At 67.2% G+C, this 15,957-nt stretch carries 20 protein-coding genes and 2 pseudogenes; 11 read left to right on the forward strand and 11 right to left on the reverse strand.

The genetic code is table 11. The annotated features are described in order from the left end of the window. Window positions 1-111 precede the first annotated feature (111 nt). Window positions 112-687, forward strand: a complete 576-nt coding sequence (locus AB5J53_RS00515; protein ID WP_369243662.1) for an IS607 family transposase — start codon at window positions 112-114, stop codon at window positions 685-687. Next, window positions 680-2,296, forward strand: coding sequence for an IS200/IS605 family accessory protein TnpB-related protein (locus tag AB5J53_RS00520; protein ID WP_369243663.1), 1,617 nt, complete (start codon window positions 680-682; stop codon window positions 2,294-2,296). The genes AB5J53_RS00515 and AB5J53_RS00520 overlap by 8 nt, the downstream gene beginning before the upstream one ends. Window positions 2,297-2,518: 222 nt before the next feature. On the opposite strand, the gene AB5J53_RS00525 is transcribed toward AB5J53_RS00520, so the two are convergent. Further along, window positions 2,519-3,502, reverse strand: coding sequence for an aldo/keto reductase (locus AB5J53_RS00525; RefSeq protein WP_369251967.1), 984 nt, complete (start codon window positions 3,500-3,502; stop codon window positions 2,519-2,521). Between the two features lie 631 nt (window positions 3,503-4,133). Here AB5J53_RS00525 and AB5J53_RS00530 point away from each other — a divergent pair. Continuing rightward, window positions 4,134-4,907, forward strand: coding sequence for a hypothetical protein (locus tag AB5J53_RS00530; RefSeq protein ID WP_369243664.1), 774 nt, complete (start codon window positions 4,134-4,136; stop codon window positions 4,905-4,907). A gap of 127 nt (window positions 4,908-5,034) precedes the next feature. Here AB5J53_RS00530 and AB5J53_RS00535 read toward each other — a convergent pair whose 3' ends face one another. Next, window positions 5,035-6,189 carry an RNA-guided endonuclease InsQ/TnpB family protein gene (locus tag AB5J53_RS00535; protein WP_369243665.1) on the reverse strand — a complete coding sequence of 385 codons (1,155 nt, stop codon included), beginning with the start codon at window positions 6,187-6,189 and terminating at the stop codon, window positions 5,035-5,037. A gap of 577 nt (window positions 6,190-6,766) precedes the next feature. Here AB5J53_RS00535 and AB5J53_RS00540 point away from each other — a divergent pair. Both AB5J53_RS00540 and AB5J53_RS00545 read left to right on the forward strand, forming a co-directional pair. Then, window positions 6,767-7,831, forward strand: coding sequence for a fatty acid desaturase (locus AB5J53_RS00540; protein ID WP_369243666.1), 1,065 nt, complete (start codon window positions 6,767-6,769; stop codon window positions 7,829-7,831). A gap of 133 nt (window positions 7,832-7,964) precedes the next feature. Continuing rightward, window positions 7,965-8,476, forward strand: a pseudogene (locus AB5J53_RS00545) (DUF6328 family protein). A 153-nt stretch (window positions 8,477-8,629) separates the two neighbouring features. Here AB5J53_RS00545 and AB5J53_RS00550 read toward each other — a convergent pair. The 4 genes from AB5J53_RS00550 to AB5J53_RS00565 all read right to left on the reverse strand — a co-directional run bounded on the left by AB5J53_RS00550 (window position 8,630) and on the right by AB5J53_RS00565 (window position 10,302). Beyond that, window positions 8,630-9,097 (reverse strand): hypothetical protein, encoded by a 468-nt coding sequence (locus AB5J53_RS00550; RefSeq protein WP_369243667.1) that lies wholly within the window; start codon window positions 9,095-9,097, stop codon window positions 8,630-8,632. Then, window positions 9,097-9,720 (reverse strand): hypothetical protein, encoded by a 624-nt coding sequence (locus AB5J53_RS00555; protein ID WP_369243668.1) that lies wholly within the window; start codon window positions 9,718-9,720, stop codon window positions 9,097-9,099. Before AB5J53_RS00555 ends, AB5J53_RS00550 begins: the two co-directional genes overlap by 1 nt. Before the next feature lie 134 nt (window positions 9,721-9,854). Further along, complete coding sequence (locus AB5J53_RS00560) at window positions 9,855-10,028, reverse strand: CsbD family protein (protein ID WP_369243669.1); 174 nt, start codon at window positions 10,026-10,028, stop codon at window positions 9,855-9,857. 91 nt (window positions 10,029-10,119) lie between these two features. Next, the gene (locus tag AB5J53_RS00565; protein WP_369251969.1) at window positions 10,120-10,302 is read right to left on the reverse strand and encodes a hydrophobic protein; all 183 of its coding nucleotides are present in this window, start codon (window positions 10,300-10,302) and stop codon (window positions 10,120-10,122) included. 718 nt (window positions 10,303-11,020) lie between these two features. On the opposite strand from AB5J53_RS00565, the gene AB5J53_RS00570 reads away from it, so the two are divergent. From AB5J53_RS00570 to AB5J53_RS00585, 4 genes are all read left to right on the forward strand, one after another. Further along, a complete protein-coding gene (locus AB5J53_RS00570) occupies window positions 11,021-11,299 on the forward strand; it encodes a hypothetical protein (RefSeq protein WP_369243670.1) in 279 nt (92 codons plus the stop codon). Window positions 11,300-11,382: 83 nt separating this feature from the next. Further along, window positions 11,383-11,784: an ANTAR domain-containing protein gene (locus AB5J53_RS00575; RefSeq protein ID WP_369243671.1), complete on the forward strand. Its 402-nt coding sequence runs from the start codon at window positions 11,383-11,385 to the stop codon at window positions 11,782-11,784. Further along, a complete protein-coding gene (locus tag AB5J53_RS00580) occupies window positions 11,781-12,137 on the forward strand; it encodes a PRC-barrel domain-containing protein (protein WP_369243672.1) in 357 nt (118 codons plus the stop codon). Before AB5J53_RS00575 ends, AB5J53_RS00580 begins: the two co-directional genes overlap by 4 nt. Window positions 12,138-12,191: 54 nt before the next feature. Further along, the gene (locus AB5J53_RS00585) at window positions 12,192-12,551 is read left to right on the forward strand and encodes an ANTAR domain-containing protein (RefSeq protein WP_369243673.1); all 360 of its coding nucleotides are present in this window, start codon (window positions 12,192-12,194) and stop codon (window positions 12,549-12,551) included. 295 nt (window positions 12,552-12,846) lie between these two features. Here the strand turns inward: AB5J53_RS00585 and AB5J53_RS00590 are convergent, their stop codons facing one another. Then, on the reverse strand, window positions 12,847-13,257 hold the full coding sequence (locus tag AB5J53_RS00590) for a hypothetical protein (protein ID WP_369243674.1): 411 nt from the start codon (window positions 13,255-13,257) through the stop codon (window positions 12,847-12,849). 586 nt (window positions 13,258-13,843) lie between these two features. After that, on the reverse strand, window positions 13,844-13,999 hold the full coding sequence (locus tag AB5J53_RS00595; protein WP_369243675.1) for a DUF6131 family protein: 156 nt from the start codon (window positions 13,997-13,999) through the stop codon (window positions 13,844-13,846). Window positions 14,000-14,231: 232 nt separating this feature from the next. Between AB5J53_RS00595 and AB5J53_RS00600 the strand changes: the two genes are divergently transcribed. Together AB5J53_RS00600 and AB5J53_RS00605 are read left to right on the forward strand one after the other, a co-directional pair. Further along, window positions 14,232-14,678 carry a hypothetical protein gene (locus AB5J53_RS00600; RefSeq protein WP_369243676.1) on the forward strand — a complete coding sequence of 149 codons (447 nt, stop codon included), beginning with the start codon at window positions 14,232-14,234 and terminating at the stop codon, window positions 14,676-14,678. Window positions 14,679-14,772: 94 nt separating this feature from the next. Further along, entirely contained in the window at window positions 14,773-14,946 is a 174-nt protein-coding gene (locus AB5J53_RS00605) for a CsbD family protein (RefSeq protein WP_078983438.1), read from the forward strand. 44 nt (window positions 14,947-14,990) lie between these two features. Here AB5J53_RS00605 and AB5J53_RS00610 read toward each other — a convergent pair. From AB5J53_RS00610 to AB5J53_RS00620, 3 genes and pseudogenes are all read right to left on the reverse strand, one after another. Next, window positions 14,991-15,230 (reverse strand): annotated as a pseudogene (locus AB5J53_RS00610) (hypothetical protein); the annotation flags it as partial. 65 nt (window positions 15,231-15,295) lie between these two features. Further along, complete coding sequence (locus AB5J53_RS00615; RefSeq protein WP_369243677.1) at window positions 15,296-15,748, reverse strand: Asp23/Gls24 family envelope stress response protein; 453 nt, start codon at window positions 15,746-15,748, stop codon at window positions 15,296-15,298. 3 nt (window positions 15,749-15,751) lie between these two features. Then, complete coding sequence (locus AB5J53_RS00620; RefSeq protein ID WP_369243678.1) at window positions 15,752-15,943, reverse strand: hypothetical protein; 192 nt, start codon at window positions 15,941-15,943, stop codon at window positions 15,752-15,754. Between the last annotated feature and the right edge of the window lie 14 nt (window positions 15,944-15,957).

Raw genomic sequence — 15,957 nt, forward strand, 5'->3', positions numbered from 1 at the left:
ACAGGACGGTTGAAGCGGTCGGGCCCGACTGCCAGCGCTCTTGCGAGGGGTTGAGAACTGCTGGCATTGGAGTGTGTGTGAGTGTGTAAGACTATGTATTAGTGTATTGGCATGAACCTTACGGAGTGGGCGCGAGCGCAGGGGATCAGTCCCCATACCGCTTACCGCTGGTTCCGTAACGGCACTTTGCCGGTGCCTGCTGAACGTGTCGGGCCGCGCACGATCCTGGTGAACGTCGAGGCCAACACCGCACCCGAGGCGGTTGGCGGGATCGGCCTGTACGCCCGCGTCTCCTCCCACGATCAGAAGGCGGATCTGGAGCGTCAGGTTGCTCGGCTGTCGGAGTGGGCGGCGAAGGCCGGTCACCGGGTGGTGCGCGTGGAGTCCGAGATCGCCTCGGGCATGAGCGGTGCCCGTTCCAAGGCCCGCCGCCTGCTGGCCGACCCGGACGTGACCACGGTTGTCGTGGAACACAAGGACCGACTGGGCCGCATGAACGTCGAACTCGTCGAGGCCGCACTGTCCGCCCACGGCCGCCGCTTGGTGGTCCTGACCGACGGTGAAGTTGAAGACGACCTCGTGCGGGACATGGTGGAGGTCCTGACCTCGTTCTGTGCCCGCCTGTACGGGCGCAGGTCGGCGAAGAACAGGGCGTGCAAGGCGCTGGAAGCCGCCAAGCGTGGCTGAGCTCCGCCCGATCGATCCGCCGTTCGTTGCTCTCGGCCCGTCCGGGGTGGCGATCCGCGACCGCTTCAAGGGCCTCACGGCCGAGGATGACAAGGTGTTGTGCCTGGTCGGGCTACATCTGGGTTCGCTCGCGTCGAAGGACCTCGCGGCCCGCTGTCGCGATGGGCTGGAGCATTCCACGGACACGTGGGCGGCGCGGAAGCGGGAGCTGACCTCGCAATCGTCGTCGCGGTGGGCGGGGGCGATCACCAAAGCCACGCATGATCAGTGGGCGCTCGCTCGCCGCTGTCAGCTCGCGCACATCCAGAACCTTGAAGCCGGCATCAAGACCATCCGGCATCGGCTGTCCCTGCCGATCGGGGAGAAGGGCAGCAAGAAGGCTCCGGGCGGATACCGCAGTAAGCAGGAGTGGTTCGCCAAGGCCCGGCGTTTGCAGGTGCTTGAGGACCGGCTGGAACGCGAGCGGACCGACCGCGAGGCTGGACGAGTTCGCGTCGTGCGCGGAGGCAAGCGTCTGGCCCGTGCCCGGCACAACCTGGGGGCCGCGCAGCTCACCGAGACCGGATGGCGGCAGCGGTGGGAGGCCGAGCGCTGGTTCATCCAGGCGGATGGCGAGTCCGGGAAGCGGTGCGGGAACGAGACGATCCGCGTCACCCCGGACGGCGAGGTGAGTATCAAGCTCCCGGCCCCGCTGGCTCATCTAGCGAACGCAAAGCATGGCCGGTACGTCTTCGCTGCAAGGGTGCGGTTCCCGCACCGGGGGCAGGAATGGGCCAACCGGATCGAAGCGAACCGGGCTGTGGCCTACCGCATCCACTACGACGTGGCGCGCGGGCGCTGGTACCTGACCGCCTCCTGGCAGTATCAGCCAACCAAGACCATCCCCATCGAGGCCGCGCTCGCCGAAGGCGTGATCGGCGTCGACACCAACGCTGACCACATCGCCGCATGGCGCCTCGATATCCACGGCAACCCGATCGGCCAGCCGCGCCGCTTCTTCTACGACCTGTCCGGCACCGCGGAACATCGCGACGCGCAGGTCCGGCACACCCTCACCCGGCTGCTGAACTGGGCCAAGACCTGCGGCGTGCGCACTGTCGCGATTGAGGACCTGGACTTCGGTGCGGAAAAGACGCGCGAGAAGCATGGCCGCAAGAAGCGGTTCCGCCAGCTCATCTCGGGCATGCCCACGGGTAAACTGCGCGCCCGGCTGACGTCTATGGCCGACGCCGCCGGTATCGCGATCATCGCTGTGGACCCGGCCTACACCTCCAAGTGGGGCGCCCAGCACTGGCAGAACCCGCTCACCAGCAGCAAACGCAAGACCACCCGTCACGATGCGGCGAGCATCGCGATTGGACGACGCGCCCAAGGGCACCCGATCCGGCGTCGGACGGTACCGCCCCCACACGACCAGAGCGATCGTGTGGGGCATCGGACCGTCCAGGCCGACCGGCGTGCTCATGGGTGCGAGGAACTCCGCCCCCGCATTCCCGGACCACGCACACGATGCGCTGGGACCGGATGCGGAGCGAATACGGGGGACCAGTGTGCCCAACACCGTTCGGGGCACGCGGCTGAACATGTGCAACTCATGCTCAGTCTTTAGGAACGGTACGAGACTCCCGAAGCGTGGTCGGCGAGCTGTGGGAGCTAGGGAGGATTGAGCGCCTCGCCATCGGCTTGTGAAGTCCGAGCAGGGCGTAGACCAAGGGCCCAGTTCCCAGGCGGACCTGAGCGGAGAAGTACGTGACCGTACCTCAGTGTGTGCATGCCCCAGACGAAGGGTTCCCGGCTCACGCGAGCCGGGAACCCTCCGAACCGGTGTGGACTATCGGTTGATGCGGCTCATGTCGGCGTACCGGTCGCCGACCGGTGCCACCACCTCGGACAGCTGCTTCAGTTGCTCGGTCGAGAGCACCAGCTCGTCCGCCACCACATTCTGCTCCAGGTTGGCGACCCGGCGCGTGCCCGGAATGGGCGCGATGTCGTCGCCTTGCGCGAGCAGCCACGCGAGCGCAACCTGAGCGGGGGTCGCGCCGAGCTGCTTGGCGACGTCGTCCACCTGCTCCACGATCCGGATGTTCGCCTCCAGGTTGTCCCCCTCGAAGCGCGAGTTGGACCGACGCCAGTCGTCGGCGTCGAGCTGGTCGAGCGAGCGGATCGTGCCGGTGAGGAAGCCGCGGCCGAGCGGCGAGTAGGGCACGAAGCCGATGCCGAGCTCGCGCAGGGTGGGGAGCACTTCGGCCTCGGGGTCGCGCGTCCACAGCGAGTACTCGGTCTGGATGGCGGTCATCGGGTGCACGGCGTGCGCACGCCGAATGGTGGCGGGCGCCGCCTCCGACAGACCGTAGTGGCGGATCTTGCCTTCCTCGATCAGCTCGGAAAGCGTCCCGACCGTGTCCTCGATCGGCGTCCCAGGGTCTATCCGGTGCTGGTAGTAGAGGTCGATGTAGTCGGTGTTCAAGCGTCGCAGCGAGCCCTCGACCGACCGCCGCACGTTCTCGGGGGTGCCGTTCAGCCCGAGGACCGGCAACCCATTCTTCTCGGGCACGAGGTGGTTGATCTGACCGAACTTGGTGGCGATGACCACCTCGTTGCGGTGGCTGGCGAACGCCTTGGCGAGCAGCTCCTCGTTCGTGTACGGACCGTAGGTCTCGGCGGTGTCGAAATAGGTGACGCCCAGCTCCATGGCGCGGTGGATCGTGGCGATCGACCCGGGGTCGTCAGTACCGGCGCCGGTGTAGCCCCCGGACATGCCCATGCAGCCGAGGCCCAGACGAGAGACCTCGAGCCCCTCGCGTCCCAGGGTGATTCTTCTTCATGCGGATAGCCTTTCCTGATAGGGACCGATCTTGTAGTCGATGGCGGCGAGGCTCACCGTTTCCTTGAGCCCATCCATTGCTGGGCATATCCCTTCGGTGAGTGAGGGTGCGGCGCTGGCGCGGCAGGTGGGAACAGTGCCGGAGGCGCTGAGGCGGGAATGCGCCGCCTGCAGTGCCCGGTAGTTTCTGCCCTGTGCGCAGAACGAGCGCTTCGACCGGTGCGTTGACGCCCGGTGAGTAAGTCCACTGCAGGAGCGCGACGAGGGTTACAAAAGGTACTTTTATGTTCCTGGGGGACACCGGAATTGGGCACCTTCATGGATGACGACGACTGTGCCCCCTACCGAATCGCTGCGTAACGCGGCGACATCCACAAGGCGATCCACCGCCTTCGTGAACTACGTCCGCCATTCGCACGATCAGGGTGCCCGGCCTCAAATGGCCCAGCGCCGACTGCCGAGTGCGGTAAGCCCGGTCATTTATGGAGCCGGTGCGGGGAGCGGAATGTCGCCCACGTTCCCACGCCGCCCGTGCGCCTTGTGTATGGATCACGCCAGGTGGAAGGCCGTCCGTGCCTTCCACCCGGCACCGGAACGCCTCCGCTCGGAGCGTGCCGGGGATATGAGGCTCAGGACGAGGGGCCTTGATGGCGGCGGTGAGGGTGCTGAGGGCCGGAACGGTACGACACCGACGCGCTCGCCGAGATTCGGCGCTCCGTGGGCGAGCGGGTCTGGTGGAGCCTCTACATGCAGCAGCCGCGCCTGCAGGACGGCGGCGTGTGGCAATGGCCGTGGACCAGCAACAACCCGCATCAGCGCAGCTCAATTCCGCGGCATCGACCTGGCGCGCATCGTAGTTGCGGTCGACCCGGCGGGCGGAGAGTCCGCGGTCGGCGACGAAACCGGCATCGTCGCCGCAGCCTCCGCCCGCGACGGCCACCTGTACGTCCTTGACGACCGCTCCGGCAACCGTGGCGCCGACTCCTGGGGCCGTGAGACCTGCCTTCTCGCGATCGAGCTGCGCGCGGACGCCATCGTGGTGGAGAGCAATTACGGCGGCGACATGAGCCGCCAAATCCTCCAACAGGCCTGGCAGGAACTCCAGCGTGAGCAGCGCACCGAGAACATGGCGATGCCCGCGGTCCTGCCGGTCACCGCCAAGCACGGCAAGAGGTTGAGGGCGGAGCCGATCGCCCAGCTCTACGAGCAGGGGCGCGTTCACCACATTGGGGAGTGGCCAACGCTGGAGCAGCAGATGGTGACATGGGTTGCCGGCATGGACTCCCCAAACAGAATGGACGCAGCGGTACACGCACTGACGCAGCTCGCCGACCCGCAACAGGGCGGCTTCACATCGTCGGCCTATCAGGATGGCCGACTGAGCGGACGACGATGACAGTCAGTCCGCGCCTCACCCAGCTATGCCGTCCCCGCGTCATGAAGCCTCGCTGTCAACTACCTCGGGCTGAAGCCCGAGGCTTGTAAGTCCTGTCCGCCACTGGCTGTGGCGTCTGGCCTACGTCCTACACCTTGACGGTGTTGGGGCGGTTGACTGCGCCCCGCTGCCACACAGCCTCGCCACGGTGGGCGATGTTGCGGGAGCCGTTGCGGTCCGCGTGCATCACCACTCCGCAGGAGCGGCACGCGAACCAGGCCTGGGACACCCGGTTGGTGCGGTGGGTGTGCCAGCACTCGGAGCACTGGCGGGAGGTGTTGCGCGGGTCGACGAAGACCACGGGCACACCTGCCCGCCGTGCTTTGTACTCGACGAACGCGCCGAGCTGGGCGAAGGCCCACGAGTGCAGCCGGTACCGCTGTTCCTTCTTGGCCGTGACCCTCTGCCGGATGCCCTTCAGCTCTTCCAGGGCGACCCCGTGCGAGGTGCGTTCAGCGGTCTTGACGATTGTCTTGGCGATGTGGTGGTTGGTGTCGGCGGCGAACCGGGCCTCGCGGCGGCGGATGCCTTTCAGCCTGCGCTTGGCGCTTTTGGTGCCCTTGGCCTGCAACTTCTGGCGCAGGCGGTTCATGCGCCGCCGGTAGCGGTTCACCTTCCGCCCGGACATGATCTTTCCGTCCGACGTGGTGGCGATGTTGACGATGCCGAGGTCCACGCCGAGGAAGCCGTCAGGCTCATACGCTGCGGGTTCGGGCAGGTCGATGGTGGCGACGAGATAGAGCGTCCCGTCACGCAGCATCAGGTCGGACTCGCCCTTGCGGTACTGGAGCATCTTCAGTGCCTCGGGCGAGCACACGAACGGCACGCCCTTGATCCGGCCCGCGACGGTCCAGATGGAGACGGTCTTCTCGTCCAGGTTCCAGGTAAGGCACCGGTCGTCGAACGGCTGGGCCGCGTCCTCGCGGAAGACGATCGGCTTGGACTCCGCTTTGCGCCTGGCCTTGCCGGTCAGGTGGCCGGCCTTGATGTTCCCGGCCATCGTCGCGTAGGCGTCCACGACCTTCTTCACCACTCGCACCGCCGGTTGCGCCGACAGATCGAAGGTGGCTTTGAGGTCGTAGTACACCTCGTCCTGCAACTCGTTGCGGCGCTTGAGGCCCTTGTTGAACGCCACCGTGGAGACCCAGTTGGCACCTCGGTTGCAGGCACGCAGGGTCGCGGCCAGCGTGTCGGCGTCATAAGCCGACCGGGGCCGCAATTTCACCTGCGCAACAATCTTCACACAGCTGACCCTAGTAAGCCCGAACAAAGTAGGTCAACTCGGGGCCGCCCTGGGGGCTTTGTGCTGCGCAGCGATGCTGCGGCGCTCCGCGCCGCAAGACCGAGGAAGCCATTCCTCCCCAGCCTGAAGGCCGGGGCATCCTGGCTAGATGTGGGTGAAAGGCCACTTGAGCTGGTGAACGATCGCGGCACGACGACGTGATCAATCCTTCTCCCTCCGGGGGTTGGGCGCAGGGGCACTGTTCGCAGAGCAGAGGGCGGCACTAGGCTGCCCGGTGAGGCCCGAGCCCCCGGCAGCAGCTCAATTGCTCCGCCCCAGGGAGGCGCGTGGTGCACGCAGGTCTCGGCAGCGCCTTCGCGCATTCCCATTCGGCGAGGCAGGACTCGACCTCCGGCAATCGTCAACGCTGTCTCGGCTGCGGCGATGCACCGCGTCCCAATTCGGTGTCAGGGCATCGAACCAATCTTGACGTGATCCGAACTTCACGACGAAGCCAGCCAGTTGACCCAGATCTCCCTCTCGTTTCGGCGGCAACCGGCCGCTGGCCCCCGATGCCCAGCCACACGAGGAGTCCCCTGTGACTGCAACTGCTCTCGCACCCCCTGAGACCACCGTCGGCGAGGAGTTCGGCAAGGAACTCGACCGAATCCGCTCCGAGATCATCGCCGCGCGCGGCGCTGGCGACGCGCACTACATCCGTACCGTGATCGCCGCCCAGCGCGGTCTGGAAGCGGGAGGCCGGCTCGCCCTCGCCGTCTCGCTATTTCCGCCTGCCTGGGCGGCGGGCACGGCCATGCTTTCCCTCGCCAAGATCCTGGAGAACATGGAGCTGGGCCACAACATCCTGCACGGTCAGTGGGACTGGATGGGCGACCCGGCCATCCACTCCACAACCTGGGAGTGGGATTTCCTCACGCCCGCCGAGGCCTGGAAGCACACCCACAACCACCTGCACCACACGTACACCAACGTCGTGGACCTCGACCGCGACCTCGGGTACGTCGTCTTCCGGATGAGCGCCGAGCAGGCCTGGCGTCCGCGCCATCTGGCCCAGCCGTTCTACAACTTCCTCCTCGCGCCGCTCTTCGAGTGGGGCATCGCGCTGTACGACCTGGAGCCCGATGCCGTCGCCGCCGGTCGCAAGTCGTGGCGTTCCTTCCTGGACGACGTGAGCGGGTTTCTTGCCAAGGCCACCCGCCAGCTAGCCAAGGACTATGTGATCTTCCCGTTGCTCGCGGGCCCGTCCGCGCTGCCCTGCCTGCTCGGGAACCTCACCGCCAACACGGTGCGCAACGTGTGGACCCACACCATCATCTTCTGCGGCCATTTCCCCGGGGCCGTCCAGACCTTCTCCGGGGAGCGCATCGAGGGCGAAACCCGCGGCGAGTGGTATCTGCGCCAGATCCAGGGCTCCGCCAACATCGAGGGCGGTCCGCTCTTCCACATCCTCAGCGGAAACCTCGGCCACCAGATCGAGCACCATGCCTTCCCCGATCTGCCCAGCAACCGCTATGCGGAGATCGCCCCGCAGGTGCGCGAACTCTGCGAGAAGTACGGCATCCCGTACGTCACCGGCCCGTTGTGGCGGCAGTACGGCTCCACCTGGGGCCGCATCCTGCGCTTCGCCGTACCGACCGGCTGAACTGCCCTGACGGAACTGAGGCGTTCGCCGCTTCGGACGCCTCTTGGGGCCGGCACGCAGCCACCTCAAGAAGCGCGGGACGCTCTGTCCGGCCGGGGGGTCGTTCCGCAGCCTTCGAGTAGCTTGCCAGGATATGGCTGAGGAGAATTCCCGTACCCCGCGCGAGGAGACGACACTGGAGCTGGCCGACCGCAATTACGGCGCGCAGATCCTGTTCGCGTTTCTGCTGACGCTGGCCTTCACCGCCCGCTTCCCCACGCTCGATACGGCGCAGCGCACCATGTACATCACCACTCTGCTGCGCGCGGTGCTCGCGGCGGCCCTGTTCACTGCACCGGCTGCCTTGCACCGCACGCTGTTTCAGCGCGGGGCCAAGCCCGAGATCGTGCGGACCTCTCCACGGCTCGAGGGGGCGGGTATGAGCGTCTTGATGCTGGCTCTCGCCGGTTCCGTGCTGCTCGTCGTGGACGTGGTGCTCGGCCGGGTCGAGGGCATGATGGCGGGGAGCGCGACGCTGCTGTGTGCAGCGGTCTGTGGGGGCTGTTGCCGCAGCTCGTCAGGCGGCACGCCGCACGGTCCGAGGCCCGTGCGGCCCTGGGACCGCCGACCAGAGCAGGCCAAGTGGGCGCAAGTAGTCAGGAGTGATGCCCGTCGTGCCGAACCTAGTTGCCGACCGTGACTGCGATGCGGGTGACCGGTCGGCTCCCCCCTGATTCCAGAACACAGCCGCCGCAGTCACCGGTGTGATGCATGCACCGGTTCCCTGCGGCGGCTGTGTTTCCTGCGGGGAGGGCAGTGTTACTGGCTGGCGGGTGCTGACATGTGCAGCAGCCGTTCGGTGATCTCCCGGTACGACCTGAGCGCGAGCCGTAGTTCCTCGGTCTGCGTATCTGTTTCCTGGTCCTGCCAGCCCGATCGCAGGACGCGCCGCTGCTCCGTGAGGGTGCTCGTGAAGTGGGTGGCGACTTCGTCGAAGACACTGTCGGCTTCCTCCACGGCCTGGCGTGGGCTGTCGACGAAGGTGTTGAGGGCCTGTTGGAGGCGCAGGGTGAGCTTGTCATGTTCGCCCTGCGGGAGCAGCTCCGCGACCGGCTTGCGATCGGGGCTGGGGCTGGGGCGGTCGGCGTTGGTGGCGGGTTCACGCGGTGTGTGAGCGGGTTGGGTGGGAGGTGTCTGAGAGGCCCGCTGGGTCTGCGGGGTGCGCTGGGGCGCGGGATCCGTGCCTCCGGGCTGGGGGTGCCGTGCGTGTTCGGCGTTGTGCGACATCAGGTGCTGCTTCCCTTCGCGTGGCGTCGGTTCAGTGCCCACGGGGCGTGGCCGTTGCCGTCGGGGGACGGCGGGCGGTGCCGGTCGAAGTCGCCGGCTTGTTCGGTGACCAACGTCTCGAAGAGGCTTCGGGCCTCGATCATGGCCTCCCGCATGTCCTCGGTGTCGCCCTGGCCGTGTGCCGCTGCGTGCACGCAGCGGTAGCCGTGGACATGGGCGGCGTGGTGGACAGAAAGAGCAGCGAGTTGCTCCTCGAACTGTTCGCCGTCGGGGAAGCCGCGGTCCCTCGCCAGGCCTGCAAGGAGTGCGTCGGCCGCGGTGACGGCCTTCTGTGGCGAGTCGACGAACTGTTCCTGGATGTCGGCCCACTGAGCCCTGTATTGCGCGCGGGCCTCGGGCGACAACGGCTGCTCCACGAGGGAGCCGTGTTGCTTGACGCGCTCGCCGAGTTCCTGCTCGGCAGCCTTGGTGTCGCCGTTGTGGTCGGCGACGGCACGGTCGTACTCGGGTCCGAAGCGGTGCTTGAGCCCGCGCCCGCCGCCGTCGCGGATGCGTCCACGTCCGACGATGAGGACGGTGACCGCCGCGATGACGATCACGGCGATGATCACGATGGTGAGCATGGCGGCCTTCTCTGGCTCTCGGCTCGTAGGTTGTTTGGCTTCATTACCGTCCCCATCAATTCCTGTCGGCTGACTCCGCGTTGGCCTGCCGGGTGGTGTCCACGCGACGTGGGCACCACCCGGGGCGTTTGTGGTCAGTGCCTGAAGGCGTCCTTGGCCTTGTCGCCGGACTGCTTCAGGTTTCCGGAGATCTGGTCGGTCCTGCCTTCGCGCTGCAGTCGCCTGTTGCGGGTGGTCCGGCCGATGCGTTCGGTGACCCGGCCCTTGAATGCCTGGGTCTTGTGCTTGATCGTCTGTCCGACGCTCATGGTTGTCCTCTGCTCATTCGCTGGATGGGCTCCCGCGCGTGATTGCCGTACAAGCCGCCATTCCCGCGGGCGGGAGAGCGCCTGGTGTGGACTACCCGCGACTGCGCCCGTACCGGCGGCCGCCACCGCCACGCCTGCCCCCGCCGCGTCCGCGCATCGCGAAGCCGACGAGCCAGACGACCAGCAGGACGGCGGCGACCCACCAAAGGGCCTGCATGGTGAAGCCGAACCCGAACACCACCAGGATCAGCAGAAAGAGAAGAATCCATAGGATCATCGCCGGGCCTCCAGATCGCGGGGATTTCCTGTGTTCCGCGGGGTCTGGGCGAAGCGGGAAGGTGGAATGCGTCGCCCCGAGTGATCCGGAGCGGCATAGCCCTACGCCGTGCTGTCAGTCAACGCCTGGCAACTTCCCTTGTCAACGTAGTGTCGGCACGGGGGAGTTCTGCGAGCTGGGCAGGGGCCGCTGGGGCAAACGGAGCCTCGGCGGGAGCGTCGACCGGCTCGGCCGGCGGCGCCGGCAGGATGCGGTCCTCCCACCAGGACAGGGCCAGCACGGTGGCGAGCAGGACGAAGGGCGTCGAAGCCGGAACGATCAGCGCGTACATGTGTGTCGCCTGTCGTGAAATGTGTGCGGCGCGGCGGGCAGCAGATGGACGGTGCCCGCTTGGGGCGCATCGAGGCTGCGTCAGGATCGCGTAGCGACGGCGAGTGCGGGAGCGGCCCGTTGGTGGCGGGGCAGGTTCCGGCACCGATGCGCGAGGTGCGCCCTCGAAGGAGCGCGAGAGGTGATCGACGCTGCCGGGGGCTCGGGCCGTACCGTGCACGGTAGCCCTCGCCGCACTCCCTGAACAGACGGCAAGTGGCCATCTGCACCAGGTAGAAGACCGTTACATGGGGCGCTATCCGCAACCTCTGGGCAGGGTTACGCTGTTCGCACAGGCCCCAGTCCCCGGCAGTGATGCCTGGTTCCGCTCCCGGGGAGGCCCGCCGTGTTCGTTCTGCTTCTCGTCCTGATCGTGGTCTTGTTCGGCCTCGGCTTCCTCAATCCCCTCTGGTGGGTGGCCGCGGCCGTGCTGGTCTTCGGCGCCACCCGGTATGGCCGCGGTGGTGGCGGGGGCTGGATCCGTGGTGACGGGTCCGATCTCGGGGAGTACCGGGACTACGAGAACCGCCGGGATCGTCAGGACCGCTGGGACCGTCGCTACAGCCGTCAGCACCGGGCGCGCTGGAGGGGCGAGGACCGGCGGGACCGCGAACGCCGCGGGTGACCTGTGAAGTTGCCTGACATCCAGAGGTTCCGGGGCGGCTTCAGCCACGCCGGATGCGTGGAAATCGTGGAGAGGTAGATGCCATGCATCGCACAACCATGCTCCCAGAGGATTGGTGGGATCTGCGAGCCGAGGCCTCGGTAGAGAACTCGGCGGGTCAGGATGTCGTGGCGCTGCGCGCTGAGATCGATCAGCTGCGGCGGTCGCTGGCCGCCCGTGCGGTCGTCGACCAGGCCTGCGGCATGGTGATGATCCTGGCCCCCTGCCGCCGGGGGCCGGCCAGGAACCTGCTGATGGACATCTCGCGGCAGTGCAACACCAAACTTCCGGAGGTGGCTGCGGCTCTGGTCGCCGCCTGGGAGGGGGAGCCGCTTTCGTGGCGGATGCAGCGGGCGCTTCGGCGCGCACTGCGGCGGCTCTACGCGGAAGACCGGGGGTGCGACTCACCACCGGCGGATGAGCCGTCCGGAAAGGGAAGGTCATGATTCACGCAGCCGACGTCCGCGAATGGCGCAACCGCGACGTCGTCGACACCGAGGGCCACAAGATCGGTGTGCTCGAAGCGGTCTATGTGGACACCACCACCGATGAACCGGCCATGGCCACGGTACGGACCGGACTGCCCACCCGGCACCGTCTGCTCTTCGTCCCCATCGAGGACGCGATCGCCGGGCCGGGCTATCTCAAGGTCGGCTATGTCAGAACGCTGGTGAAGCAAGCTCCCTCGATCGGCACCGACGACGTGCTGCCCGCCGGGCAGGAGGAAGCGATCTTCAAACACTACGGCCTGCCCTACCAGCCCGGTGCAGCCGGGGAGAGGCAGCTGGCGCGCCGCTGAACGCCCATGGACATGAGGACTGCGTTGCGAGGACTGCGTTGTGAGGTACGCACCATGCACCAGCTGACCACGCCCCATGAAGAACAGCCTCTGTTGACGGCTGTGGTTTCGGCGAGGGATGCGGCTTTGCTGGCCGAGGTCGTCGAACTGCGCGCCAAGAACAAGCAGTTGGAGCAGGCGCTGGCGAGCCGAGCGGTGATCGACCAAGCGCGCGGCATGGTGATGGCCCTGGCACCGTGTTCCAGCGAGCGGGCCTGGGACCTGCTGGTGGACGTATCGCAGCACTGCAACGTCAAACTCCGGAACGTGGCTGCAGCCCTGGTCGCCACGACGAGGGACAAGACGCTCCCGGAACCGATACAGCGGGAGCTGCGCCGGGGGCTGCGGCGCCTTCACGCGGCAGACCGGAGATGACGGCACGCGCGCCCAGCGGACGGCACCGGGGCTGTGAGCTCAACCCCCCGGTGCACTTGTCCGCGCTTGGCCATGGGACGCTCCGTCGAGTATCCCAACTCTTGTGATGGCAAGCACCCTCGGCCCGGCTCTCGCTGCTGTTTTCGGGCCTGCCCTTGACCATCACGTCCACCTTCACCACGCCTACGTCGTACTTGTGCTCCTGATCCGGTGGCAGGGGGGAGGCTCGCGCTTCCACGGTGATGCGGTGTGCCCGGGAACTGTTCCGGGCACACTGCATCGCGCCGCCCAGGCGTCAGCCGATACCGAACGGCTGCTGACCCATCTGGCCGTAGCCGAAGCCAGGCCGCTGGCCCTGCTGACCGAACCCACCACCCTGCTGGCCCTGCTGGCCCTGCTGGAGCAGCGCCACGATCGCCGTCGGCAGCGCCTGCTGCACGGACTGTTCCACCGCATGCTGGATGCCGGTTTGCAGCGAGCGGTGCAGCGCGAGAGCGAGGTACGGGTGCGCCTGCTGGGCCATGCCCTGCTGCTGGAGCTGCTGCTTGATCTGCTGGATCTGGTGGAAGGTCTGCTCCACTCGCTGCGCGACCTCCTGGCTCGCCTGCTGACAGGCCTGCTGGATCACCTGCTGGACCACCTGGGCGAGCTGCTGCTGACCACCCGTCTGCGGGCCGGCCTGCTGCATGGGTTGAGTACCGGTCATCGCCGACATGAATCCTCCATTCGAGGCCATCAACGGGAAGACGGCATAGGAATTTATGCCGTCTTTGTCGGATAAGCCTGAGGATCTAACCGCTAGGTCGGTGTCGACTCCACTGCAATCGGACGACTGACTCCTGGGTACCGCGTTCGGATTGCCGCCTCCACCGGCATACGGAGTGAGATTTTCTCAGTGAAATGATCTTCGTGAAGCGGCGCGAATCGCCTGCGCGTGGGCGAAACGGATGAGCGGTACCCGGCCACGGACAGGCCAGACGTTGGCCTCAAGCCGGTACGCGCCCATAGGCATGGGCCGGTCATCAGAGCAGATTCACGGCCGCGGTACAAGTCCATGCCCTTCCAACGACGACGCTGGGATTAGGTGCAACGGAATCGTCACCCAACCGCGGGGGCGGAATTCCGTCCGCCGCGCAGCAGTAGCTGGTGTCAGCCTCAGCCTGCCGAACAGGACGGATACCGGCGTCGGCGTAGTGGGGCGCTTCTTTCGCAAGATCCTTTTTGTCCTGTCGCCGGATACCTCGCGGCGGGTCGTGCGTGGAACGGATCGGGATGATCCGCACTTAGGCCGTCTACCAGTAGTGCCGTCGTCCACGGACCGCGTGTCCCAGCGATCCCAGGATCCACAGAATTGCCCCGATGACGAGCAGGATGATCCCGATGGTCCACAGGATGGCGATGTTGGCCAGGAAACCGATGACGAGCAGGATGACTCCAAGGATGATCATGATGTCCTCCGATCTCGCGGAGTAATCCCCCTACCCAGGGTCCCCGGCCCGCCTCAGCGCAAACCCACACCTGAGTGCCCGGAAGTTGGCTAGGTCGCGGCCGAGCGGCATCGCGGTCGATGGTCCCCAGCGAGTGGGCCACCAGTCCCCGGGGATCCTGCCGTCCCTGTCGCGGTGGCTTCGTGGGCGCTGCGGTTCTACTGTAATTACCAGGTAGACCCCGGAGCGCATCATGATCGTCATCCTCGGACTCATCATCTTGATCGCCGCGGTAGTCGTCGGCGTGGCCGGTGTTCTCACCAACAGCGCCAGCGGGCATGAACTCACCGGCGGGTTCTCGGTATTCGGCCACGGCATGACCGGCTCCACCGGCACGCTGTTCCTGTACGGCATCATCGTCGGAGCGGCGGCCCTGTTCGGGCTGATCCTGCTCTTGACCGGTGCACGCGGACGCCCTTCTCGCCGAGGCAGCGTCTCGCGCCGCGGAGTCAAGCAGTCCCGCGGCGAAACGGCCTCTGCCGGGAGGGACCGCGACGACCTGGTCGACGGACGCGAGCCCGCCCGCGCGGAGGACGCGAACGCGCGGGGGAACTCACCCCACGGTGATCGCACTCTCACCCCGGACGGCGGTCGTCGCAGCAGATTGCACTTGTTCGGGCACCGATCCGCCCCCCAGTAGACGTGCTGCCGCACACGCAGAACGCTGACCGGCCAGCGCCACGGATACTCCTCCCACCGAACCCCAGCAGACAACTCACCCAGGGTGGCTCCCCATGAGTATCGCGAAGAAGATCGCGCACAAAGCCGAAGCGATGAAGGGCGGTGCCAAGAAGACAACCGGCCGCGCCACCGGCAGTCGGCGCCTGCAGGCCGAGGGCCGCGGAGACCAGGTCAAGGGCAACATCAAGCAGGCCGGGGCGAAGATCAAGGACGCCTTCAAGCACTGACCACTCCGCCCCGTCGACCCGACCAGGGCGACGGAAAAGCACGTGTCGAGGGGCCGGGTCGCCGGTTCGTCAGCGAGCCTTCGCCGCCAGCGCATCGCGGACCGGCCAGTCCGTACGGCGGCCACGTCGTACAGGAAGAGCCCCATGCCCGCTGCCGCGAGCATGGCCACGACCGTCGCGGGCACGCGTCGCGCGGACCAGAACCGGTGCACGTGCCGACCGGAGTCGGCGCCTACCGTCGCGCCCGGTCCGGGCGTGCCCGCCGCGGTGGACGAGCACCCCATTCCGGAAGGGAGATCGGGGTAGATGGCCGGCACACGCTGGGTTGCCGGCTCCGGCTCCTGTTCGCTCATCTCGTCCTCCCCCGCCTCATGCCCCGCGTGTGCGCTGAATGCAGCTGTTCGACCGAGACCACGACTGTGTGCACGTCCATGCCTGTCAGCCCGCTCACCTTCTCGGCGACTGCGCGGCGGACCGCACCGCACTGCGCGCCGATGTCGGACGGGTAGCCCAGCTCCACCGCGATGTGCACCCGCGCCTGACCGAGCACGGTCCTCCGCTCGGCGGCGCCCGTGTCGGCAGCGCCTCGCGAAGCTCTTTCGCGTTCAGGTGCGGGCCGAACCGATACCGTCGCGTGCGGCTTCGAACGGCCGGGAGGGACGAGATGGGCGGACTCGCTGAATCCGCGCAGCGCCTCGCGAGCCGCCTGGGAGGCGATCTTCGCGACGACCCGATCGGCGACACTAGTCGCACCGCGGCCGCCTGCCGGCACCGCCTTGGCCGTGGCCTCGGTCTGGGGCACTGGTCACCGTCGCCGGTCGACGCGCTCGCGGGTTCGGGAGAAGCCGCCGAGCTTCAGGTCACCGTCCAGGAACCGCCCGGCGACGAATCCGCCGGCGCCCAGCGCCGCCACCAAGAGAAAAGCCCCGAAGCCGCCGAAATACCCGGCGAAGGCGAGCGCCATCCCGGCAACCAAGCCCACCACGGCCATGCTCATCGTGCCCTCCTTCT

This window comes from Streptomyces sp. R41 (genome assembly GCF_041053055.1).
Lineage (GTDB): Bacteria > Actinomycetota > Actinomycetes > Streptomycetales > Streptomycetaceae > Streptomyces.